A 21,849-nucleotide genomic window follows, 5' to 3' on the forward strand; every position below is an offset into this window, starting at 1 on the left:
GCGGTTTCCCTACTTGGTCATTTTGTTGGCGGCCAGGTCCCAGGTCGTGCCCGCCGTGCCTTCCTTGGTGCCGTCGTCTTTCTGCGCGGTGAGCTCCCATTTGATCTTGGTGAAGTTCAGCGACAGGGTTTCCACCGGTTTGCCGCCGGTGCCGCCGCTGACACTGACGTTGGACAGCACGACGTTGGTCAGGGTGTAGATGATGAACGGCATGAGTTTGCCGCTGCCCTCGGCGGCATTGCGGCCAATGGTGATGACGGCTTGCGGGATCGGCTTGCCGGCGCAGCAATACTCATTGAGGGTGGGGGTGGAGCTGTCGACGAATTTAGTCAGGGTGAACTCGCCGATATGGGGCCGGCCGGAGGTGCGCTCCGAGTTGCTGACGTCGTTGGTGACCTGCATCGCCACGTTGTGGCTGTAGGACATGACCTCGATCTTGTCCGTGAAACCCTCCAGCAGGCTGTCGCCCTTGATGTCGCCGCCGAGGTCGAGAATGATTGCATCCATTGTGTGGAACTCCTGAAGAAGACGAATGAGGTAGTGTCCGGTACCGATGAATTAACCTGTGGCCAAGGCGCTTGCTGTGGCTAGAAAGCTTTAAAGCTTTTTGTGGCGAGGGAGCTTGCTCCCGCTGGACTGCGCAGCAGTCCCAAAAAACAGGGCCGCTTCGCGCTGGAGCGCCAGCCCGGCCCAGCGGGAGCAAGCTCCCTCGCCACAAAAGCTCTCCAGCCACAGAGCCACAGAGCCACACCGTGGTCAGGCAGCTACCGGCGGCGGCAGGGTCGCCACCAGGCGGATCGAGGCGGTCAGCTCCTCCAGCTGGAAGTGTGGCCGCAGGAACACCGTGGCCTTGTAGGCGCCTGGCTTGCCGGCCACTTCCGTCACGTCCACCCGTGCTTCGCGCAACGGGTACTGCGCCTTGATCTCTTGCGGCGCGTTGTCGTTGATCAGCACATAGTCGGCGATCCAGTTGTTGAGGTAGGTCTGCACGTTGTCGCGGGTCATGAAACTGCCGACCTTGTCACGCATGATCACCTTCAGGTAATGGGCGAAGCGCGAGGCCGCGAGCACATACGGCAACATCGCCGAGATCCGCGCGTTGGCGTTGGCCTCGTTGGTGTTGTAGAGCTTGGCCTTGTTGGTGGTCTGGCCGCCGAAGAACACCGCCACGTCGCTGTTTTTCTTGTGGCACAGGGAGATGAAGCCCAGGTCGTTGAGTTCTTTTTCGCGGCGGTCGGTGATCGCCACTTCGGTCGGGCATTTGAGCGACAGGTCTCCGGAACTGGTGCGGAACGTATGGGCCGGCAGGCCTTCGACCGCGCCACCGCCCTCGGCCCCGCGAATGGCTGCGCACCAGCCATATTTGGCAAAGGCTTCGGTGATGCGTTGCGCCAGGGTCCAGGCGGCGTTGCCCCACAGGTATTTGCTGTGGTCGGTGCCGTTGACGTCTTCGACGTAGTTGATGCCTTCCACCGGCAGCGTGTCCGGGCCGTACGGCAGGCGCAGCAGGAAGTGCGGCAGCACCAGGGACACGTAGCGCGAGTCTTCGCTTTCACGGAAGGCGCGCCACTTGATCAGCTCCTGGCTTTCGAAAATCTTCGACAGATCCCTGGGTATCGCCAGTTCGGTGAAGCTGGTCATGTCGAACAAACGCGGGCTGGCCGCGGCAATGAACGGGGCGTGCGCGGCGGCGGCGACATTCGAGAGTTTTTCCAGCAGGCCGATGTCCTGGGGATGCCGGCCAAAGGTGTAGTCACCCACCAGCAGGCTGAATGGGTGTCCGCCGAAGGTGCCGTATTCTTCCTCGTAGATCTTCTTGAACAGCGCGCTCTGGTCGAATTCGACGGCTTTTTCCAGGTCGTTCTGCAGTTCTTTCTGGGTGACGTTGAGCAGGCGCAATTTGAGCCGGGTGCTGGTCTCGGTGTTCTGCACCAGCAGGTGCAGGCCGCGCCAGGAGGCTTCGAGTTTCTGCAGGTCAGGGTGGTGCAGCACTTCGTTGAGCTGGGCGCTGATCAACTGGTCGATCTGGCTGATGCGGTCGTTGATCATCGCCACGGTGTCCTTGTCGATGGCCATGCCTTCGTCGAGGACCTGGGTGGCGAATTCGGCCAGCATGTCGCGGGCGTAGTCTTGCTGGCTGTCGTCGTGGGCCATGCGGCCCTCGGCGATGATCTTGTCCAGCAGGGACAGGGTCTGGGTCGTGCTCTCGCTGGTTTGAGCGCTGGATGAAGCAGGCATGGCGTTATCTCCCTTGAATGATGCGCGCGATCAGGCCTGTGGTTCGGCCGGGGCAGGGTCATCGTTGGCGGCCACGGCGGGCAGCTCTGGCGGTACGTCCTGGGGGCGCGCCGACTTGATTTCCTGAAGGCCTTCGGTGTTGGCGATCACGTCGCGCAGCAGCTTGTCCAGGTCGTCGTTGCCATCGAGTTTGGTCAACAGGTCCCGCAGGCGTTGGCGCGCTTCGAACAACCGGCGCAGCGGCGTGACCTGCTCCACGACCTTGACCGGGTCGAAGTCGTCGATGTGATGGAAGTTGAGTTCGATGTTGAGCTTGCTGTCGTCGCCGCTGAGGGTGTTGTTCACCTGGAGCGTGGCGCGGGGGGAGATGGACGCGAGTACCTCGTTGAAATTATCCCGATCGATTTCCGTGAAGCGCCGCTCGTTGAGCTTGGGCAGCGGCTCCAGTGGCTTGCCTGAGAGGTCGGCCAGAATGCCGACCACCAGTGGCAATTCTTTTTTCTCGATGGCATTGCCGATTTCCACGTCATAGGTGATCTGGACGCGGGGAGGACGGACTCTGTCGAGCTTGTGCTGGGTACTTTCTGCCATGGCGGCCGACTCCGATGCATGTGTGGGCGCAATGCATCGGGAGTCCCGCTCATCGCATTCCCTTGCTGATCCGCAGGTTGCAAATGGACGGCAGAAAACCTGTCATTCCCTTGACGAACCTGGTGCATTCAACCGTGTGGGTCGAACTACCCAAGACGCTAGAACAGGTCTATAAAAAAGCAAGCAAAAACAATTTTTGACCGCTGAGAAAAGGAAGATTCATTTTGCGTGGGTTTTTTTTCGGATTTTTTTTGAGCCTGGCGCTCACCGGTTGCTCGCTTTTTGCGCCCAGTGTCGACCTGGACAGCCTGACCCTGGACGTCGCGCCGAGGGCCAATGACGACACGCCGATCGCGGTGGATTTCATCGCGGTGAACGACCCGGACCTGCTCAAGCAGCTGTCGGGCATCACCGCCAGCCAGTGGTTCGCCGAGCGCGAACAGTTCCAGCGCGACTATCGTCAACTCATGTCGGTGTGGGGGCTGGAGCTGGTCCCTGGGCAATTCATCGACCGCCAACCCTTCCCGTTGGAGGGCCGGCGCGCCGCTGGACTTTTGGTCTTCGCCAGCTATAACACTCCCGGAGCCCACCGGCTTCGGCTGGACGATCAGCGCAAGGCCTGGCTGAAGTTCGACAGTCGCGAGATGACCCTCGTGAATGATGGGGCTCGCTGACAGCCAGCCTTGAGTGACCGCGGGCCGCCATGCGCGGCGACATTGGGATGTCGAAGGGAGTCGTATGAGTCTGTTACCTGACGCGGTGTGCTGGCATGAGGGCATGCAATTGCTGCCCCAGCATTTTCAATTGCAAGGGCTGCGTGCCGAGGCGCTGGCCGCGTATTTTGCCGGGGCCTGCAACCCTTGGTTCTGGGGCGTAAGCCAACTGGAAGTCGACCCTTCGGCCCTCAGCGCCGGCCAGGTGCGGCTGCTGCAACTGCAAGGCACCTTGCCGGACGGCTTGCCGGTCAACCTGCAGGCCGGCGTCGGGCCGACCTTGGAGCTGGACATCGGTGAGGCGATCGACAAGACCGACGACGCCACCGTGACGGTGTACCTGGCCGTCAGCCCGCTGTGGCGCGCCGGGCAATTGGTGCCGCTCAAGGGGCGCCTGCAATCGGTGGTCGGCGAGGCGTTGCCAGACCTCACCAGCGGTGCATTTCCCGAGTCGATCACCGTCTGGCGACCCAACCCGAGGCTGTGCACGCAACTGAGCAAGGCCGATTCGATCTGCCTGCCGCTGTTGCGCATACGCAAGGAGGGCGGTGGTTTCTGGCGTGTGCCCTACACCCCACCGACGCCGATCCTGTTGCCGGAATCGGCCCTCGGTCGACGGGTCGCCGGGGTGTGCGCCCGGGCCCGGGAAAAATGCATGTTTCTCGCCGGTCGCTTGCGTCAGGCCCAGGCGGCTGGCAACCAGGACGATGCCATGGAGATCCGCCGGCAGTTGACCGCCTTGTGGGCGCGCTTGCCGGAAGTCGAAGGGGCGCTGAACACCCGGGTGGCCACGCCCCAGGCGCTCTACGGTTTGCTGCTGGGGCTGGCTGGAAGCTGGTCGGCCCTCGATCCGCTGGCGGGCGTCCCGGCCTTCGCGCCGCTTGACTTCCTCGAATTGCAGCGCGGCTATGAGCCGTTGCTCGACTGGCTGGAAACCACCCTGGAACTGGTTCGCGCCGGCTATCGCAGCCTGGCCTTCGAGCGCGATGAGCAGGTCTTCTCGATCCAGTTGCCTGACGACGAGCCGGAGCAACGCCTGGTTATCGGCCTGCGCATGCCCAACGGCGCCAGTGAGCAGGCCGCGGCCGATTGGTTGCGCGGGGCGATCATCGCGTCGGCGCGGCACATCCCGCTGCTCAGCCGACAACGCATGAGCGGTCTGCCCCACCAGGCCATGAGCCGCAACGAACAGGTGGCCTACAGCGTGGGCGAGGACACCCGTTTGTTTGTGGTGGCCGCCAGCGGGCAATGGTTCGACGCGCAATTGCCGCTGCACATCGTGGCGCCGGCATCGGCCCAGGCCAGCAGCCCGTGGCAAGTGGTGTTGTTCGTGGCGCAAGCCAGTGAAAGTGCCTGATCGCAAAAGGGGAGTCGTATGCCTGATGGAAGTGGCGGGGCGGTTCGGAGTCTGCATGAGGCGCCGCTGAGCAGCGCTTTTCGCCAGGCCTGGCTGAAGTGGTCCCAGGAGTGGCAAGACTTGCCCAAGGACAGCGACCCTGCGGTATTGGTCAATCGGGTGGTGGAGTTCTCCGGGCGCAGCGCCCAGCGTCTGTGGCGGGTGGCCTTCGCCACCGTCGGCGATGCAGCGACCGAGCAAGTCAAGGCGCTGGTCTACGCCTTCGTGGCGCTGGTGGACGAAACCTTGCTGTTCAGCCCCTGGCCCGGACAACTGGCGTGGCAGCAGCACCCCCTCGAGTCACGCATGTATGCCAGCCGCCAGGCCGGCGAGCGCTTGCCGGCGGCGATCAAGAAACTGCTGGACGAGCAGATGCCTGGCACCCGCGACCTGGCGAATGTCTACCTGCAATGCCTGATCCTCGGGTTCCAGGGGCGATTGCGTGGCGAGCCGGGCCAGGTCCAGCATGCCAAGTGGCGCGTGGCGCTGTTCACCTTCGCCTGGCAACACGACCCTGATTACGTCGACGTCAGCCAGCGCCTGGCGCTGTCTTCGGCGACGCCGCCAGTGCGCATGCCAGTGCAGCAATCGCTGCCGGACGGCTTTCGCCTGGGGCTGGCGATCCTGGCGATGGTGTTGCTGCTGACCGGCTTGGGGCAGGTGTTCTGGCGTGACATCCGTTCGGAGCTCGAACCGGTGTTGCAACTGAACGAGTCGGCGGTGGTTCAGGAGCTGGATTCATGAGCCCCCTGAGCATCGTTGCCCTGGTGGTGCTCGCCATCGTCGTGGTGCTGTTGATCGCGGCCCTGATCTGGTGGCTGCGGACCCAGGGCGGGGCGGCGATCCGCAGTTTCTATGGGGCGGTGCGCCGCATGGAACAGGAGCAGGGCACCCGGGACCGCTATCAGATGCCCTGGCTGATGATGCTCGGCAACGAAAGCGACGGCGCCCAGTTGTGCGCCCAGTGGCGCTTGCAACCGACCGACAAGGCCGCCTGGTTCGGGCGCTGGTTTTCCGATGCCGAGGGCTCGGTGCTGGTGGTGCCCCAGGCGTTGTTCCTGCCCGATGAAGGCATGAACCGGCAACGGGGCAATTGGTGGCGTCTGTTGGGGCTGATGTTGCGCTTGCGCAGCAAGCGACCATTGGATGCGGTGATCTGGACGGTGCCGTTCAGCACCCTCGATGACATTGAACACACCACCGAACTGAGCCTCAAGGTCCGGCGATGCTTTATCGACCTGTTGCAACGGTTCGGCCTCAGCCTGCCGGTGTACGTGGTGATCACCGGGATGGAAGAACTGCCCGGGGTCCAGGAACTGGTCAGCGCGCTGCCCGCCGAGGCGCGTGAATCGATGCTGGGCTGGTCCTCGCCCTATTTGCCGGATGCGGCCTGGCAGTCGCAGTGGAGTGACCAGGCCCTGGACCAGGTCAACGCGGCGCTGTCGCAGTCGATCATCGAGATCGGTGCGCTGTCGGGGCAATTGGGCAGCGATCTTTATGGGTTGCCGGAGCGCTTCGAAGGCTTGCGACGGGCCTTGCAGATCCTGCTGGAGCCGGTGTTCCAGGGCAATGCCCAAGGCGAAGCACCGCGTTGTCGCGGGGTGTATTTCACTGCCAGCCAGGCGCCGGTTGTCAGCGGTGATGGTTTGACCGCCGCCGACAGTGCCCAGCGGCAAACCGTGTTCGCCCGGCAATTGTGGTCACGACGGCTGGTGGCTGAGCGTGGCCTGGCCCAGCCTGTGCCGCGGCTGTTGCGCCTGCGCCAGCGCGGGCATCGGTTGGTCGGCGCGGTGGCGTTGGTGGTGGGCCTGGTCTGGTTGGGTGGCATGGTCTGGGTCTGGCACGATTCGGTGGAACAAGCCGAAGGGCTGTCGCGGTTGATCCTCAGCACCCATAAGAACCATCTCGTGGTAGACCCTGACGAACCGCAGCTGGAACCGACCCGACACAACGTGCAGAACTACTGGAACATGTTGGAAAAGGCCCCGAGCTGGCGCTTCGTCTCGGTGGTCTTTCCTACGTCGTGGTTCTCTTCCGTGGACACGCAGCTGGAGAATGGGTTGCGCCTGACTGCTCGTCACCATTGGATATTGCCTCTGCGGGACCTGCTCAATTCCGACCTGGAACAGCTCAAATCCATCCGCAACACCGAGCGGCGGGGCAATGTGGAGAACGAAGACCCGGCGCAGTGGCAGAGCTACGTGAAAGCCAAGGAACTGGTGGAGCTCGCGGTACGCCTTGAGCAGCACAACCAGATGTTCAGCCAGGTGGTGAACGATCCCAAGGCACCGCTGGACGAACTGGTGCAACTGAGCAACACCGCCTTGTCCCTGGGTCTCAACACCGGCACCTTGAGCCGGCCACGGTTCTATAACCGGGTGCTGTTCGATGCCCAGAACAGCGATTTGAAAGGGCTGGACCTGAACGCCGCGCGCCCGGTGATCTCCGATAATTTCACCGGCTTGATGCAGCGCTGGCTGGACCATTACTTCCTGGCGGACAACTTCGTGCGTCAGGCCGGTTACCTCAAGCTGCACCTGCAACGGCTGGAGGCTGGCAGTGGCAATTCGTTGAGCGAACTCGAGGACCTGATGGCGCTGATCGACGATTTGCAGACGCTGGTCAGCCTGACCAATTCGGCTTGGGGCCGGGGCAAGGGCCAGGACCTGGTACCCGGCTACAGCCAGATGCTGGACAAGGTCAGCCACAGCACGTTGTTGGGGCCGGATATCGAGCAGGACCTGGAGAGCCAGGCGGCGAAACTCCAGCAGAGCTTTCGTGACCAGTGGATCGTCCAGACCGGTTCACGGGACAATCTGCTGGTGCAGCAGGGCAGTGGCCTGCTGGTCTTGCAAGACCATGTCACGGCGCTGGACGGTGCGGTGCAGGCGTTGTTCAAGCGTGATTTCGTGGCGTTGGCCATGCAGAAGGATCCGTCGGGCAACAACCCCGATTCGATGGGCCAGGGCGATGGCAGCGAGGATTTCAGCGTCGCGCTGAACTACTTCGCCAGCTACAAGAGCTATGCCAATGAAGAAATGCCGCGCATTCCGCCGGATTACCGTGATGCGCTGATGCAGGCCGCTGAAGGCGCTGCGGCCCGGGCCATGTGGTTGAGCCTGGATGAAAGCGACGAGGCGTTGCCTGGCATGGGCTTCAATGTGCAAACGACCCAGGCCGTTGCGCTGCAAAAAGCCTTCATGGACGTGCACCGTAGCGACCTGGCGATTCGTTTCCAACGTCTGCTCAATCGCCGGGCACTGGCGCAACTCAAGAGAGGCCTGGACGAAATCGATGCCCAGCCGCTGTTCAGCCAGCGGGCCGATGTCCAGCGCTGGGACGGTTCGAAGAACTTCGGCTTGCAACTCTACGGTGCCAGCGATCCACAGGACCTGAAGCTGAACCTGGCCCAGCAATTCGGCGCGATGCTGCAGATCGCCGAGCAGCGAATGCCGGCGCTGGAATGGTTGATCGTCCAGCAGGACAACCTGTCGGCCCTGGAACATGACCAGGTGGCACGCTTCATGGCCCTCAACGATGAATTGCTCAAGTACAAGAACCAGAACCCGGCCAGCTCGGCGGCCCAACTGGAACAATTGGTGAGCCGGGACTTTATCGCCATGGACACCACTTCCTGCGCGCAGATCTTGCAGACCTCCAGCCTGCCCGGCGGACGCGGTGACCTGGCCCTGCGCACCGTCGCGTTGCAGCAGGGCGCCTTGCAACGTTGCTTGTACCTGCAACAGAACCAGGCCGCGGCCGCCTGGAATGACCTGGCCAACTATTTCAATCAATACCTGGCCGGGCGCTTTCCGTTTTCCCAGGACGTGCGGGCCAGCGATGCCGACCCGGCGCGGGTCCAGCATTTGCTGGAGCTGATCGACACGCGCCTGCCCCTGGCCCAGGCCGGGCTGACGTTGAGCCAGACACCTGACCGGCTGGCGGCCGAGGATTTCCTCAACCGTTTGAAACAGGCTGGTACCTGGCTCGGGCCGCTGTTCGTGCGCGACAAGAGTGGCATCCTTGGGGTGGAAATGGACGTGCGCTGGCGCACCGATCGCGATGAAGAACGCGGCGCCGACCAGGTGATCGCCTGGAGCCTGGACGCCGGCAACCAACAGATCAGCTACCCCGGCGGCGGCCAGCCGAACCTGCGCTGGATGGTCGGCCAGCCCGTGCGCCTGACCTTGCGTTGGGCCCGCAACGGCTACCAGCGTCCGGCCAACGACCCGCTGCAACCGAACCTGGTGGTGCGCGACCTGGAGGCCGGCTGGGAGTACCAGGGGCCTTGGTCATTGCTGCGCCTGATGCGCTCGCAGGTGGCGAGTCAGCGCCAGCCGAATGTCGACTACACAGATTTTCCCCTGGCCTTGCAACTGCCGGTGACCGCCCAGACCCAGGCCCGCACGGCGCAGCAAACGTTGATGTTCATGCGTCTGTCGTTGATGAGCCAGGGCTCCAAGCTGCCCCTGTCGATCCCGCCGCTGCCGACGCGGGCGCCCCGTTCACCTTTCATGGCGACCGCATCGAGCCCCGCCATTGCCACTCGTGAGGAGGGCCTGTGAGCTTGCCGATATCGCCTTTGCCTGAGCTGGTCAGCCAGTTGCTCGAGCCGATCAGCGCCGAATCGCCCTGTGGCCCGGACCTGCGCTACGAACCGGAATATGACCAGTTGCGCGAATTGCGCCGGGAGGACGACACCAGCCTGCCCACCGGTGTGTGGCAGTCTTCGATCAAGCGCGCCCTGTGGCCAGACCTGGAACGGCTCGCGACCACGTTGCTGCTTGAACGCAGCAAGGACCTGATGATCAGCGCCTGGCTGGGGGAGGCCTGGCTGCATATGGCTGGGCTGGAAGGGTTGCCGGGCAGCCTGGCGCTGGTGGCAGGGCTGTGTGAGCGCTATCCGGAGCAGTTGCACCCCCAGGCCGAGGAAGGCGACCAGTCATGGCGGGTGATCCCCCTGGAGTGGTTGGCCCGTCGCTACAGCGAAGTGCTGCTGACGCGGGTGCCGTTGTTCGACGGCCGGGAACAGGCCTTCGCCGCTTTCTGCCTGGACGACTGGCAACGCTTGCAGCGCCAGCAAGTGTTGGTCAACGACAGCAAGAACGCCAAGGCCTCGGCCGAAGCGGCGCGCAACGATCAAAAGAAGCTCAGCGAACTGATTCGCAACACACCCTTGTCGTTCTGGTTGCATCGCCAGGGCAGCCTGATGTTGAGCCTGCAACATCTGCAACGGCTCGAAGCCTGGAGCGACGCTTACCTGGGCAACCTGGCCCCGGGCTACAAATCCCTGCAGGACGTGATGCAGGCCTTGTTGGCACTGGTAGAGGAGTTCATCGCGATGCACCCACAGCAACCCACCGTCGCGCCGGTGCAAACGTCCCCGGCGACCACGACGTCGACGTCCCAGCCGCAGACGGCACCTGCCCAGGTCTTCCAGGAACCGGCCAATCGTGAAGAGGCCTACCGACAGTTACTGGTCATCGCCGGTTACCTGGCCCGCACCGAACCCCACAGCCCGGTGCCCTACCTGATCCGACGCGGCGTGGAGTGGGGTAACAAGCCGTTGAGCGAGTTGCTGGGGGAACTGATCAGTGCCGATGCCGAATCCCGGCGCTTGTGGACGTTATTGGGCGTCCTCTAACGCTCCTCGTCGGGCCACGGTACTGGCGTCAACACCGGTTTGCCGGAAAAGAACGCGGTCAGGTTCTGGCCCACCAGCTCTACCATTGCGCGGGTCGCTTCTGGCGACAGGCCGGCCACGTGGGGTGTGAGGACGACGTTGGGCAGGTTTTTCAGCGCCTGCGGCACCTCGGGCTCGTGATCGAACACATCCAGGGCCGCTCCGGCAATTCGCCGGTGCTCCAGGGCGCTGATCAGATCGGCGGTAGCAACCACGCTGGCCCTGGCGACGTTCACCAGAAATCCTTTGGGGCCGAGCGCATCGAGGGTCTGCTTGTTGATCAATTGCCGGGTATCCAGGCCGCCTGGCGTGGCGACGATCAGGAAGTCCGAAACCCGCGCCAGTTCCGTGGGAGTGGCGCAGAAGGTGTAGGGCACGTCATTGCGCACCCGCCGATTGTGATAGCTGATACTCATGTCAAAGCCCAGGGCGGCCCGCTTGGCGATTGCCATGCCCACCGCGCCAAGGCCCAACACGCCCAGCCGCTTACCCGCCAGGGAAGGGCGCGCAACCCTTGGCCATTCGCCCCGCCGCAGGGCGGCATCGGAGTGGGGTATGTCGCGCACCAGCGCCAGCAACAGCGCCATGGCATGGTCGGCCACCGACGACGCGTTGACCCCGGCGCCGTTGGTGACCACGATGCCCCGATGGCGCGCGGCCTGCAGGTCTACTTGTTCGTAACCGGCACCGATCACGCAGATGATTTTCAGGTTGGGCAGGGCGGCGATCTCTTCCTCCGTCAGGCCCAGGGGGCCGCGGGTCAGCACTGCGCTGAAGCGTTCACCGTGTTCGAAAATCGCCGTCTTGCGTTCGGCAGGCGTGGGCGCCAATTCCAGGTGGTAACCCTGCTTCTCGAGAATCGGCAGGCATTCATTGACGGTTTCAACCAGTACCAGAACGGTTGCGGTCATGCTGGGCTCCTGTGGGCGCTGGGGCGATTTCACGTATTCAACCTGATTGTAGGAGCCGGGGGCAGGGGGGCTTGGCTTTTTATGTGCATTTCGGTCGTAGTAGTGAGTACATATCCATTTCTGCGGTAACGGCTGCTTAGGGTTCCGCCCTGACGGCGGGTCACTTTTGGAAGAGCGCTGTACGGACCGGACACATGGTTAACGGGGCGCCGAGATCAACGTCCACCGCGAGGCGGCCTAGTAGCCGACCTGGCTCTTCCGGTCGTACACCCATCAGATCTGTTTGAGCAGGACCTGTGGGAGCAAAGCTTGCTCGCGAGGCGGCCTGACAGCCGGCCTGGCTCTGGTGGATCTACTTTGATCCAACTGTGGGAGCGAGCTTGCTCGCGAAGGCGGCGGTACATTCAGCGCTGATGCAAGCTGACCCACCGCTATCGCGAGCAAGCTCGTTCCCACAAGGAATGCAGGGATAATTCTATGGCAGCGATCTGATATGCATAACCGCTCCTCAGCTAAGTCTTTGCTTCTGCTCACTAATCCCGGACAATCGCGCCCCTGTTTCGGCCAGGGCGCTGCCTGTCGGGTTTTTCCGACTCGTCCCGGCCGGGTGCATGTGACCGGAATACGGAGATCCGCCCGGATGAATGATCAGGCCAATAGCGTCGAAGAACGCTTTGAAACGACAGTCCCAGCCGCCCTCAGCCAGTGGAGTCGCCAGGACACCACGTGGATGCTGGGCCTGTTTGGCACCGCCATCGGTGCAGGTACTCTGTTTTTACCCATCAATGCGGGCCTGGGCGGCTTCTGGCCGTTGCTGATCCTGGCGGTGCTGGCGTTCCCCATGACGTTCTATGCCCACCGGGGCCTGACCCGTTTTGTGTTGTCCGGTCGCGACGGCGCGGACATCACCGAAGTGGTGGAAGAACATTTCGGCCTCAAGGCTGGTGCGCTGATCACGCTGTTGTACTTCTTTGCCATTTTCCCGATCCTGCTGATCTACAGCGTGGCGTTGACCAACACGGTGGGCAGTTTCCTGGAGCATCAGTTGCATATCCAGCCGCCTCCTCGGGCTGTGTTGTCCCTGGTGCTGATCCTGGGCTTGCTGGCGGTGGTCCGCTGCGGCGAGCAGGCGATCGTCAAGGCCATGAGCTTGATGGTCTATCCGTTCATCGTTGCACTGCTGTTCCTGGCGGTGTTCCTGATTCCCCACTGGAGCGGCGGCATCCTGACCACGGCGTCGACGCCGCCTGAACCTTCGGCGCTGCTGCATACCTTGTGGCTGGCGATCCCGGTGATGGTGTTCTCGTTCAACCACTCGCCGATCATCTCGGCCTTTGCGGTGGACCAGAAACGGCGCTACGGCGGCAACGCCGAGGAACGCAGTTCGCAGATCCTGTCGCGCGCCCATGTGCTGATGGTGGTGATGGTGCTGTTCTTCGTGTTCAGCTGCGTGCTGACCCTGACCCCGGCGCAACTGGCCGAAGCCAAGGCGCAGAACCTGTCGATCCTGTCGTACCTGGCTAACCATTTCAGCAACCCGACTATCGCCTTTGCCGCGCCGTTGATTGCGTTTGTCGCCATCTCCAAGTCGTTCCTGGGGCACTACATCGGCGCCAGCGAAGGCCTCAAGGGCTTGATCGTCAAGAGCGGTCGGCGCCCGGCGCCCAAGACCCTGGACCGGCTCACCGCGGCGTTCATGCTGGTGGTGTGCTGGATCGTCGCTACCCTTAACCCGAGCATTCTGGGCATGATCGAAACCCTGGGCGGGCCGGTCATCGCAGCTATCCTGTTCCTGATGCCGATGTATGCCATTCGCAAAGTTCCGGCCATGGCCCGATATCGTGGCCAGGCTTCGAATGTCTTCGTTGCGTTGGTGGGTTTGGTGGCGATTACGGCGTTGGTTTACTCCCTCTTGGCTTAGGCCTTTATTGAGGGGCGAGGTTGGTGTGTATATCCGTTTTTGCGGTAACGGCGGCTTAGGGTTCCGCCTTTACGGCGGGTCACTTTTGAGAAGCGCAAAAGTAACCAAAACGCTTCAGCCCCACCACTTGGCACCTCGCCTAGGCTCGGTGTGCCCTCACTCCGGCATTGCTCCGTGGGCCCGCCGCGAAGGGCCATCCATGGCCCAGCGCGGCTATCCCGGCATCCATGCCGGGATGCCCACTGCGCAATGCCTGCGTTCGGCCAGCGTGGTTAACGGGGCGCCGAGATCAACGTCCACCGCGAGGCGGCCTAACGGCCGACCTGATTTAGGGTGATCGCGTTTCTCCTGTGGGAGCGGGCTTGCTCGCGAAGGCGGTGTGCCAGTTTGCGGTGAGGTTCGATGTGCTGGCCTCATCGCGAGCAAGCTCGCTCCCACAGTTGGATCAAAGTAGAGCCGCCAGAAAAAGGCCGGCTGTTAGGCCGCCTCGCGAGCAAGCTTTGCTCCCACAGATCTGATGGGTGTACGAGCAGGAGAGCCAGGTCGGCTACTAGGCCGCCTCGGCGTGGATGTTGATCTGGACGCCCCGTTAAACCACGCTGGCCGAACGCAGGCATTGCGCAGTGGGCATCCCGGCATGGATGCCGGGATAGCCGCGCTGGGCCATGGATGGCCCTTCGCGGCGGGCCCACGGAGCAATGCCGGAGTGAGGGCATGCCGAGCCTAGGCGAGGCACCGAGTGGTGGGGCAAGAGCGTTTTGCTTACTTTTGCGCTTTTCAAAAGTGAGCCGCCGTCAGGGCGGAACCCTAAGCAGCCGTTACCGCAGCAACGGATATGTCCCCAAAAAAAGGCACTTCCCCTCAAATAGACAGGCATAAAAAAACGCCGCCCCTCGCAAGAAGGGCGGCGTTTTCAGTCGGGCGTTTTAAGCTTTAGGCTTGAACGACCGGGATGTTGGCGTTTGCAGCCGCTTCACGGAACTCGGCGATCTGGTCGAAGCTCAGGTAGCGGTACACGTCCGCAGCCATGCTGTCGATCTTGCCAGCGTATTCCATGTACTCCTCGACGGTCGGCAGGCGACCCAGGATCGAAGCAACGGACGCCAGTTCGGCCGAAGCCAGGTAGACGTTCGCGCCGTCACCCAGACGGTTCGGGAAGTTACGAGTCGAAGTCGACACCACGGTGGAGTTCGGCTCGACGCGTGCCTGGTTACCCATGCACAGCGAGCAGCCTGGCATTTCCATCCGTGCACCGGCCTTGCCGTAGATGCCGTAGTAGCCTTCTTCGGTGAGCTGGTGAGCGTCCATCTTGGTCGGCGGCGACAGCCACAGACGGGTTGGCAGCTGGCCCTTGACCTGCTCCAGCAGCTTACCGGCAGCGCGGAAGTGACCGATGTTGGTCATGCACGAACCGATGAACACTTCGTCGATCTTCTCGCCAGCAACGCTGGACAGCAGACGGGCGTCGTCCGGATCGTTTGGTGCGCAGAGCACAGGCTCGCTGATGTCGGCCAGGTCGATTTCGATGACTTCGGCGTATTCGGCGTCGGCATCGGCTTCCATCAGTTGCGGGTTGGCGATCCAGGCTTCCATCGCTTGGGCGCGACGTTCCAGGGTACGTGCATCACCGTAGCCTTCGCCGATCATCCAGCGCAGCAGGGTGACGTTGGATTGCAGGTACTCGGTGATCGACTCTTTCGACAGCTTGATGGTGCAACCGGCAGCCGAGCGTTCGGCCGAGGCGTCGGACAGTTCGAAAGCCTGTTCCAAGGTCAAGCCTTCCAGGCCTTCGATTTCCAGGATGCGGCCGGAGAAGGCGTTTTTCTTGCCTTTCTTCTCGACGGTCAACAGACCGTTCTGGATGGCGAAGTACGGAATGGCATGAACCAGGTCACGCAGGGTGATGCCAGGTTTCATTTTGCCTTTGAAACGCACCAGGATCGATTCCGGCATGTCCAGCGGCATGACGCCGGTGGCAGCGGCGAACGCGACCAGGCCGGAACCGGCCGGGAACGAGATGCCCATCGGGAAACGGGTGTGCGAGTCACCACCGGTACCCACGGTGTCTGGCAGCAGCATGCGGTTCAGCCACGAGTGGATGATGCCGTCGCCCGGACGCAGGGAAACGCCGCCGCGGGTCATGATGAAGTCAGGCAGGGTGTGGTGGGTGGTCACGTCGATCGGCTTTGGATAGGCCGCGGTGTGGCAGAAGGACTGCATCACCAGGTCAGCCGAGAAGCCCAGGCACGCCAGGTCTTTCAGTTCGTCACGGGTCATTGGACCGGTGGTGTCCTGGGAGCCCACGGTGGTCATTTTCGGTTCGCAGTAGGTACCAGGACGGACGCCTTGGCCTTCTGCCAGACCGCAAGCCTTGCCGACCATCTTCTGCGCCAGGGTGAAACCCTTGGTGCTTTCAGCGGGTGCTTCAGGCTTCTTGAACAGGTCGAACGCTGGCAGGCCCAGCTCGGCGCGAGCCTTCTCGGTCAGGCCACGGCCAATGATCAGCGGAATACGGCCGCCGGCACGGACTTCGTCCAACAGGACCGGGGTCTTCATTTCGAAGGTGGTCAGGACTTCATCGGTACCGTGCTTGCAGACTTTGCCGGCATGCGGGTACAGGTCGATCACGTCGCCCATGTTCATGTTCGAAACGTCGAACTCGATAGGCAGTGCGCCGGCATCTTCCATGGTGTTGTAGAAGATCGGAGCGATTTTGCTGCCGAAGCAGAAACCACCGGCGCGCTTGTTTGGAACGAAAGGAACGTCGTCGCCGAAGAACCACAGCACCGAGTTGGTTGCCGATTTACGCGAGGAACCGGTACCGACCACGTCACCGACGTAGGCGATCGGGAAACCCTGGCCGCGCATTTCCTCGATCTGCTTCATCGGGCCGGTCTTGCCTTGCTCGTCCGGAACGATGCCGTCACGGGCCATTTTCAGCATGGCCAGGGCGTGCAGCGGGATGTCCGGGCGGGACCAGGCGTCCGGGGCAGGGGACAGGTCGTCGGTGTTGGTTTCGCCGGTGACCTTGAACACCCGCAGGCTGATCTTGTCGGCCAGCACCGGGCGGTTCTTGAACCACTCGCCGTCGGCCCAGGATTGCAGCACGGCCTGGGCGTGAGCGTTGCCGTTCTTGGCTTTTTCAGCCACGTCGTGGAAGGCATCGAACATCAGCAGGGTGTGCTTGAGTTCCTTGGCGGCTACCGGCGCCAGTTCGGCGTCGTCCAGCAGTTCCACCAGGGTCACGATGTTGTAGCCGCCCTGCATGGTGCCGAGCAGTTCAACGGCGCGCTTCTTGTCCAGCAGAGGGGATTGGGCCTGGCCCTTGGCCAGGGCGGACAGGAAGCCGGCCTTGACGTAGGCAGCCTCGTCGACTCCAGGCGGAACGCGATTGGTGATCAGGTCAACGAGGAAAGCTTCTTCGCCAGCCGGAGGATTTTTCAGCAGCTCGATCAGGCCTGCGGTTTGTTCGGCGTTAAGCGGCTGGGGAACGATACCCAGGGCTGCACGCTCTTCGATATGTTTGCGGTAGGCTTCAAGCACAGTTATTACCCTCATCAGTGGTCCCAAATGGGTGTCCGGGACGCTCATCCAGGAACCCACGGTACTCATGCGCGTCGGCGGCTTTTTGAGCCACCACGCCAGAGTTTCCGCACGTTCCTCACAGAAGCTGCTTTCAAAGTTTTACGCCTGCAGAACGGGGAGCTGATGAGGGTTGGCGTTGGGCTTTCCCCGCTGGAAAGACCCTTCGCCAACACCGCTCTGAAGGAACGACTGTGCTCGTGACGCTTTGAAAACAGCTTCTAACGGACATTGGCGCCTTAAAAGGCTGGCTGATTCTACGGGAAAAAAAAATTAAAGGTAAGTTGGGCCTGGAAGTTTGAGGGGTGATCAATCTTAGACAAAGGGCTAACATGCCGACCTGTCCTGCTTTTGCGTGTGCGTTTCCTTATGCCCAACCAGCTCATCAAGACCCCCTGCGTCGGCCTTTGCTCCACTGTCTACGGTGACCTGGTGTGCCGTGGCTGCAAGCGGTTCCACCATGAAGTGATTCACTGGAACGGCTACAACGAGGACGAGAAACGCGCGGTGTGGATGCGGCTCGAGCAGCTGTTGGTGCAGGTGATGGTGGCCAAGTTGGAGGTTTTCGACCCGGTATTGCTGCGCCAGCAACTGGAGTCGCGCAAGATCCGCTTTGTGCCGCACCAGTCGGAATATTGCTGGGCCTATCAGTTGATCGCCCGGGGCGCGCGGGTGATCAACAACCTGGAGGCCTACGGCATGGTGCTGATGCCGGAGTTTCGCGACTGGGATCTGCCGGATCTGCGCGATGCCATTGATCGGGAGTTTTTCCTTCTGTCCGAAGCCCATTACCAGCGCTATATCGCGCCGGGGTTCCTGAAAGACGCGATTGGCGGCTGACAGGCCGAGAGCTTTTGTGGCGAGGGAGCTTGCTCCCGCTCGGCTGCGCAGCAGACGCCTGGATTTTTCAGAACCAGAAACTTTTAAGATCAAGAGCGAGGGTCGCTTCGCAACCCAGCGGGAGCAAGCTCCCTCGCCACAAGAGCCTATAGCCAGGGTCTGTTTATTCCTTGACCGCCAACTCCACCAGATGGTCCTCGACCTCCTGCGGCTTGAGCACCAGCACGTCGCTTTCCAGCGTGTCGAGCACGGCTTCGGCGGTGTTGCCGATCAGCACCCCGGACAACCCCGAGCGGGCCACGGTGCCGATCACTGTCACCGCCGCCTGCAGTCTGCGCGCCATGTACGGAATCAAGACGTCCGCCGGACCTTCTTCAACGTGCAGGTGCTGGTCATCGATGTCGAATTCGGCCTGGAACGCCCGGCATTGTTCGCGATAACGGGCCTCGATGGTCTCCTTGAGCTGGAACGTCGGGTCGGCGGACGAGAGCATCGGCGAGGGGTGGGCGCTGATCACATGCAGGTGCGCCTTGGCGAGGAGGGCGATGTCATAGCCATGATCGATGATGGTGGTGTGCAGGTGGCGATGCTCGCCATCGGCATTGCCTACGTCGACGGCCGCCAGGATCACCTTGTCTTTCCAGGAGCCGGCGGTTTTCACCAGCAGCACCGGGGTTGGGCAATGGCGTAGCAGCTTCCAGTCCGCCGGGGTCAGCAGGGCTTTTTTCAGTGGGCTGTCGGGGAAGTGCTGTTTGATCACCAGCCCGCAACCTTCAGCCTGCTGCACATCAATGATGGTTTCGTGGAGGCTTTCATTCCAGGCCTGCTCGGTGGTGACGCTGTAGCCGTCGGCCAGCAGTGCGGCCTTCAGCACGCCGAGCAGGCCGGCATGGTCATGCTTTTTGTCGCACACCAGCAGATGCAGGTGGGCCTGGGTCACCCCGGCGATCAGTTTGGCGCGCTTGAGCGCCAGGCTTTCCGAATGTTCGGGCTCAATAACCACCAGGATGCTGCGAATGGCTTGCATGATCGGCGTTCTCCTGCAATGAAAAGGCTGGCGTTGCTCAACTATAGTTGTTGTGAGGCAGTCTAGTTGTTGTGGATGAGTCTTCGACTTGATGCATATCAACGGCGGTGGCTGGTGGTCTGGGGGCAGGCCGGTATAATCGGCGCCCTTCGCTCGACTACCTTTTCCCGTGAGCCCCATGAATCTTCCCGAAATTCACGAATTCCTTGGTTGCCGCACCCCCGATGCCTGGGTCCAGGCCGCACTGGCGGATCAGGAAACGATGCTGATCGACCACAAGAACTGCGAATTCAAGGCGGCCAGCACCGCCCTGAGCCTGATCGCCAAATACCATTCCCACGTCGATCTGATCAATCTGATGTCACGTCTGGCCCGGGAAGAGCTGGTGCATCACGAGCAGGTCATGCGCTTGATGAAAAAGCGCAAGATCGGTTTGCGCCAGCTCTCCGCCGGGCGTTATGCCTCGGGGCTGCGCAAGGTGGTACGCAGTCACGAACCGGTCAAGTTGGTGGACACTCTGGTGGTCGGCGCCTTCATCGAGGCCCGCAGTTGCGAGCGTTTCGAGGCCCTGGTGCCGCATCTGGACGAGGAACTGGGCAAGTTCTATTTCGGCTTGCTGAAAAGCGAAGCCCGGCATTTCCAGGGTTACCTGAAACTGGCTTACCAGTATGGCGATGCCAAGGACATTGCCCAGGTGATCGACAAGGTCCGTGACGCCGAGCGGGAACTGATCGAATCACCGGATGTGGAGTTTCGGTTTCACAGTGGTGTGCCGATTTCGGCCTGAATTGTTAAAAACTCTTAAAAACATGAAACTTCGTTGAAAACCGGCCCATGAGGCCGGTTTTTGCTGTCTGCATTACCCGTCCCGTGGTCGGTTGGCGCCATAATGCGGCCACTTCAATTATGGGTTGGCAGGCGGTTGTTATGGATAACCTGGGTTCGGGCAAAGTGTTGCTGGTGGAGGATGACGAAAGGCTCGCCGGGCTGATCGCGCACTTCCTCTCTCAACATGGCTTCGAGGTGCGTATCGAGCACCGAGGCGACCTGGCGCTGGCGGCGTTTCTGGCATTCGAGCCCAAAGTGGTGGTGCTCGACTTGATGCTGCCGGGGCAGAGTGGGTTGCAGGTGTGCCGTGGGATCCGCAACGTCGCCGATACCCCGATCGTGATCCTGACGGCCAAGGAAGATGACGTCGACCATATCCTCGGCCTGGAATCCGGTGCTGACGACTATGTGATCAAGCCCATCAAGCCTGCGGTACTCCTGGCCCGCCTGCGGGCGCTGCAACGTCGGCAATTGCCAGATACCACCGTGCGCGGTGCCCTTGAGTTCGGACGATTATCCATCGACCGCAGCAGTCGGGAGGTGCGCCTGGCCGGTGACTTGGTCGAGCTGACCACCATGGAGTTCGAGCTGTTGTGGCTGCTGGCAAGCGCGGCAGGCAAGATCCTGTCGCGCGATGACATTCTCAACCGCATGCGTGGCATTGCCTTCGATGGTCTCAACCGTGGCGTCGATGTCTATGTCAGCAAGCTGCGGGCCAAGCTCAACGACAATCCCCGGGAGCCGATGCGGATCAAAACTGTCTGGGGCAAGGGTTACCTGTTCAATCCGTTTGGGTGGGAGCTGTAGATGCTGCGGTTATTCCTGGGGTTGTTCCTGGTCATGACAATTGGCTTGGTGCTGGCGTTGCAAACGGTTGATCGCACCTTCGATGCGCTTCTTGACGGTGAGATGCAGCATTACAACCAAGAGGCGGTTCGTGGTCAGGCCTGGTCATTGGTCGAGCAACTGCGCGGCCTGGACGGTTCGGCCCGGGAGCGACAATTGGAAACCGTGCGGCCTCACTACGGCTTGGGCCTGGCCTTGGTCGAGCGCGATCAGGTGGCCCTGACCCCTCAGGAGCAAGCCGAGTTGGCCCAGGGGCGTGTGGTGATGCGTGAGCAGTACACACAGTTCATCTCGCGCATTGACGACGGTTCGCAGCTACTGAGCATCAAGCTGCCGGCAGAGCCGAGCCTGATGCCGTTCTATATCGCCGTGGCCTACCTGATGATCGCGATCATGATCGGTTTCGTGCTGTTCTTCTGGGTACGACCTCACTGGCGCGACCTGGAGAAACTGCGCCTGGCGGCCGAGCGCTTTGGCGGCAACGATCTGTCGGTGCGTATTCAGCTGTCCAAGCGTTCGAACATTCGCGACCTGGCCGAGCATTTCAACTTGATGGCGGCGCGCATCGAGGGCCTGATCGCCAATCAACGCGAGCTCACCAATGCGGTGTCCCATGAGCTGCGCACGCCCATTGCACGCTTGTCGTTTGAACTGGATCAACTCAAGCAGCAGCCCGATCCGAGTCAGAACCGCGAGTTGATTGACGACATGTACGCCGATCTCGGCGAGCTGGAAGAAATGGTCTCCGAGCTGCTGACTTATGCCAGCCTTGAGCAGGGCGCCACGGTGATTGTCCGTGAGGACATCCAGGCGCGCGATTGGCTCGACAGCGTGGTGGGCAGTGTGGCGTTGGAGGCGGAGGCCGCCGGGGTACAGCTATTGATTTGCGAGTGTCCGGTCGAGGTGGTTCGTATTGAGCCACGCTTCATGGCTCGTGCGGTGATCAATTTGCTGCGCAATGCCATTCGCTACGCTGATGAGCGAGTGCAGGTGTCATTGACGCGTGCGGGTGATCATTATGAAGTGCGGGTCAACGACGACGGGCCGGGTGTGCCGCTGGACGGTCGGGAGAAGATCTTCGAGCCGTTCGCGCGCCTGGACGCCAGCCGCGACCGTCGCACCGGGGGTTTTGGCCTGGGCCTGGCGCTGGTGCGACGGGTGTCGCAATCTCATCGCGGCCACGTGGAAGTGACGGACTCGCCCTGGGGCGGAGCATCGTTTCGCCTGACCTGGGCGCACCTTGATTAGATCGGGCGCATTGGCGAGGGAGCCT

General features: G+C 61.9%; 16 protein-coding genes. 10 read left to right on the forward strand and 6 right to left on the reverse strand.

Annotated features, from left to right (window positions below; all coding sequences use genetic code 11):
* Window positions 1-9 precede the first annotated feature (9 nt).
* The 3 genes from Q7F16_RS23870 to tssB form a co-directional block, all read right to left on the reverse strand.
* On the reverse strand, window positions 10-507 hold the full coding sequence (locus Q7F16_RS23870) for an Hcp family type VI secretion system effector (protein ID WP_046063980.1): 498 nt from the start codon (window positions 505-507) through the stop codon (window positions 10-12).
* Window positions 508-756: 249 nt separating this feature from the next.
* Complete coding sequence (gene tssC, locus Q7F16_RS23875; RefSeq protein ID WP_014337906.1) at window positions 757-2,238, reverse strand: type VI secretion system contractile sheath large subunit; 1,482 nt, start codon at window positions 2,236-2,238, stop codon at window positions 757-759.
* 30 nt (window positions 2,239-2,268) lie between these two features.
* Window positions 2,269-2,829 carry a type VI secretion system contractile sheath small subunit gene (gene tssB, locus Q7F16_RS23880; RefSeq protein ID WP_014337907.1) on the reverse strand — a complete coding sequence of 187 codons (561 nt, stop codon included), beginning with the start codon at window positions 2,827-2,829 and terminating at the stop codon, window positions 2,269-2,271.
* 224 nt (window positions 2,830-3,053) lie between these two features.
* On the opposite strand from tssB, the gene Q7F16_RS23885 reads away from it, so the two are divergent.
* From Q7F16_RS23885 to tssA, 5 genes are all read left to right on the forward strand, one after another.
* Window positions 3,054-3,503: a hypothetical protein gene (locus Q7F16_RS23885; RefSeq protein ID WP_014337908.1), complete on the forward strand. Its 450-nt coding sequence runs from the start codon at window positions 3,054-3,056 to the stop codon at window positions 3,501-3,503.
* Between the two features lie 64 nt (window positions 3,504-3,567).
* Window positions 3,568-4,899: a type VI secretion system baseplate subunit TssK gene (gene tssK / locus Q7F16_RS23890; protein ID WP_046063979.1), complete on the forward strand. Its 1,332-nt coding sequence runs from the start codon at window positions 3,568-3,570 to the stop codon at window positions 4,897-4,899.
* 18 nt (window positions 4,900-4,917) lie between these two features.
* Entirely contained in the window at window positions 4,918-5,682 is a 765-nt protein-coding gene (locus Q7F16_RS23895; RefSeq protein WP_046063978.1) for a DotU family type IV/VI secretion system protein, read from the forward strand.
* On the forward strand, window positions 5,679-9,503 hold the full coding sequence (locus Q7F16_RS23900) for a type VI secretion system protein (protein WP_409556589.1): 3,825 nt from the start codon (window positions 5,679-5,681) through the stop codon (window positions 9,501-9,503). The genes Q7F16_RS23895 and Q7F16_RS23900 overlap by 4 nt, the downstream gene beginning before the upstream one ends.
* Window positions 9,500-10,582 carry a type VI secretion system protein TssA gene (gene tssA, locus Q7F16_RS23905; RefSeq protein ID WP_046063976.1) on the forward strand — a complete coding sequence of 361 codons (1,083 nt, stop codon included), beginning with the start codon at window positions 9,500-9,502 and terminating at the stop codon, window positions 10,580-10,582. Before Q7F16_RS23900 ends, tssA begins: the two co-directional genes overlap by 4 nt.
* Here tssA and Q7F16_RS23910 read toward each other — a convergent pair.
* Window positions 10,579-11,532 (reverse strand): 2-hydroxyacid dehydrogenase, encoded by a 954-nt coding sequence (locus Q7F16_RS23910; RefSeq protein ID WP_024617964.1) that lies wholly within the window; start codon window positions 11,530-11,532, stop codon window positions 10,579-10,581. The two genes, tssA and Q7F16_RS23910, sit on opposite strands and share 4 nt — an antisense overlap.
* A gap of 640 nt (window positions 11,533-12,172) precedes the next feature.
* Between Q7F16_RS23910 and Q7F16_RS23915 the strand changes: the two genes are divergently transcribed.
* Window positions 12,173-13,453 carry a serine/threonine transporter gene (locus Q7F16_RS23915; protein WP_046063975.1) on the forward strand — a complete coding sequence of 427 codons (1,281 nt, stop codon included), beginning with the start codon at window positions 12,173-12,175 and terminating at the stop codon, window positions 13,451-13,453.
* Window positions 13,454-14,386: 933 nt separating this feature from the next.
* Here the strand turns inward: Q7F16_RS23915 and acnB are convergent.
* Window positions 14,387-16,996: a bifunctional aconitate hydratase 2/2-methylisocitrate dehydratase gene (gene acnB / locus Q7F16_RS23920; RefSeq protein ID WP_079305615.1), complete on the reverse strand. Its 2,610-nt coding sequence runs from the start codon at window positions 16,994-16,996 to the stop codon at window positions 14,387-14,389.
* A 408-nt stretch (window positions 16,997-17,404) separates the two neighbouring features.
* On the opposite strand from acnB, the gene Q7F16_RS23925 reads away from it, so the two are divergent.
* A complete protein-coding gene (locus Q7F16_RS23925) occupies window positions 17,405-17,875 on the forward strand; it encodes a DUF1289 domain-containing protein (protein WP_003202781.1) in 471 nt (156 codons plus the stop codon).
* Window positions 17,876-18,038: 163 nt separating this feature from the next.
* Here Q7F16_RS23925 and Q7F16_RS23930 read toward each other — a convergent pair whose 3' ends face one another.
* Window positions 18,039-18,902, reverse strand: a complete 864-nt coding sequence (locus Q7F16_RS23930) for a universal stress protein (RefSeq protein WP_046063973.1) — start codon at window positions 18,900-18,902, stop codon at window positions 18,039-18,041.
* Between the two features lie 178 nt (window positions 18,903-19,080).
* On the opposite strand from Q7F16_RS23930, the gene Q7F16_RS23935 reads away from it, so the two are divergent.
* The 3 genes from Q7F16_RS23935 to Q7F16_RS23945 all read left to right on the forward strand — a co-directional run bounded on the left by Q7F16_RS23935 (window position 19,081) and on the right by Q7F16_RS23945 (window position 21,824).
* Entirely contained in the window at window positions 19,081-19,689 is a 609-nt protein-coding gene (locus tag Q7F16_RS23935) for a tRNA-(ms[2]io[6]A)-hydroxylase (protein WP_014337917.1), read from the forward strand.
* A 140-nt stretch (window positions 19,690-19,829) separates the two neighbouring features.
* Window positions 19,830-20,537: a winged helix-turn-helix domain-containing protein gene (locus Q7F16_RS23940; RefSeq protein WP_046063972.1), complete on the forward strand. Its 708-nt coding sequence runs from the start codon at window positions 19,830-19,832 to the stop codon at window positions 20,535-20,537.
* Window positions 20,538-21,824, forward strand: a complete 1,287-nt coding sequence (locus tag Q7F16_RS23945; RefSeq protein ID WP_046063971.1) for an ATP-binding protein — start codon at window positions 20,538-20,540, stop codon at window positions 21,822-21,824. It begins immediately after the preceding gene.
* Window positions 21,825-21,849 lie beyond the last annotated feature (25 nt).

This window comes from Pseudomonas sp. Lb2C2 (assembly GCF_052112205.1).
GTDB lineage: Bacteria > Pseudomonadota > Gammaproteobacteria > Pseudomonadales > Pseudomonadaceae > Aquipseudomonas > Aquipseudomonas kilonensis.

What these genes read in the sequence shown, in the direction of transcription:
- Q7F16_RS23870 (WP_046063980.1), bottom strand. Translation starts at nt 507, where the DNA reads ATGGATGCAATCATTCTCGACCTCGGCGGCGACATCAAGGGCGACAGC.
- tssC (WP_014337906.1), bottom strand. Translation starts at nt 2,238, where the DNA reads ATGCCTGCTTCATCCAGCGCTCAAACCAGCGAGAGCACGACCCAGACC.
- tssB (WP_014337907.1), bottom strand. Translation starts at nt 2,829, where the DNA reads ATGGCAGAAAGTACCCAGCACAAGCTCGACAGAGTCCGTCCTCCCCGC.
- tssK (WP_046063979.1), top strand. Translation starts at nt 3,568, where the DNA reads ATGAGTCTGTTACCTGACGCGGTGTGCTGGCATGAGGGCATGCAATTG.
- Q7F16_RS23895 (WP_046063978.1), top strand. Translation starts at nt 4,918, where the DNA reads ATGCCTGATGGAAGTGGCGGGGCGGTTCGGAGTCTGCATGAGGCGCCG.
- Q7F16_RS23900 (WP_409556589.1), top strand. Translation starts at nt 5,679, where the DNA reads ATGAGCCCCCTGAGCATCGTTGCCCTGGTGGTGCTCGCCATCGTCGTG.
- Q7F16_RS23910 (WP_024617964.1), bottom strand. Translation starts at nt 11,532, where the DNA reads ATGACCGCAACCGTTCTGGTACTGGTTGAAACCGTCAATGAATGCCTG.
- Q7F16_RS23915 (WP_046063975.1), top strand. Translation starts at nt 12,173, where the DNA reads ATGAATGATCAGGCCAATAGCGTCGAAGAACGCTTTGAAACGACAGTC.
- Q7F16_RS23925 (WP_003202781.1), top strand. Translation starts at nt 17,405, where the DNA reads ATGCCCAACCAGCTCATCAAGACCCCCTGCGTCGGCCTTTGCTCCACT.
- Q7F16_RS23930 (WP_046063973.1), bottom strand. Translation starts at nt 18,902, where the DNA reads ATGCAAGCCATTCGCAGCATCCTGGTGGTTATTGAGCCCGAACATTCG.
- Q7F16_RS23935 (WP_014337917.1), top strand. Translation starts at nt 19,081, where the DNA reads ATGAATCTTCCCGAAATTCACGAATTCCTTGGTTGCCGCACCCCCGAT.
- Q7F16_RS23940 (WP_046063972.1), top strand. Translation starts at nt 19,830, where the DNA reads ATGGATAACCTGGGTTCGGGCAAAGTGTTGCTGGTGGAGGATGACGAA.
- Q7F16_RS23945 (WP_046063971.1), top strand. Translation starts at nt 20,538, where the DNA reads ATGCTGCGGTTATTCCTGGGGTTGTTCCTGGTCATGACAATTGGCTTG.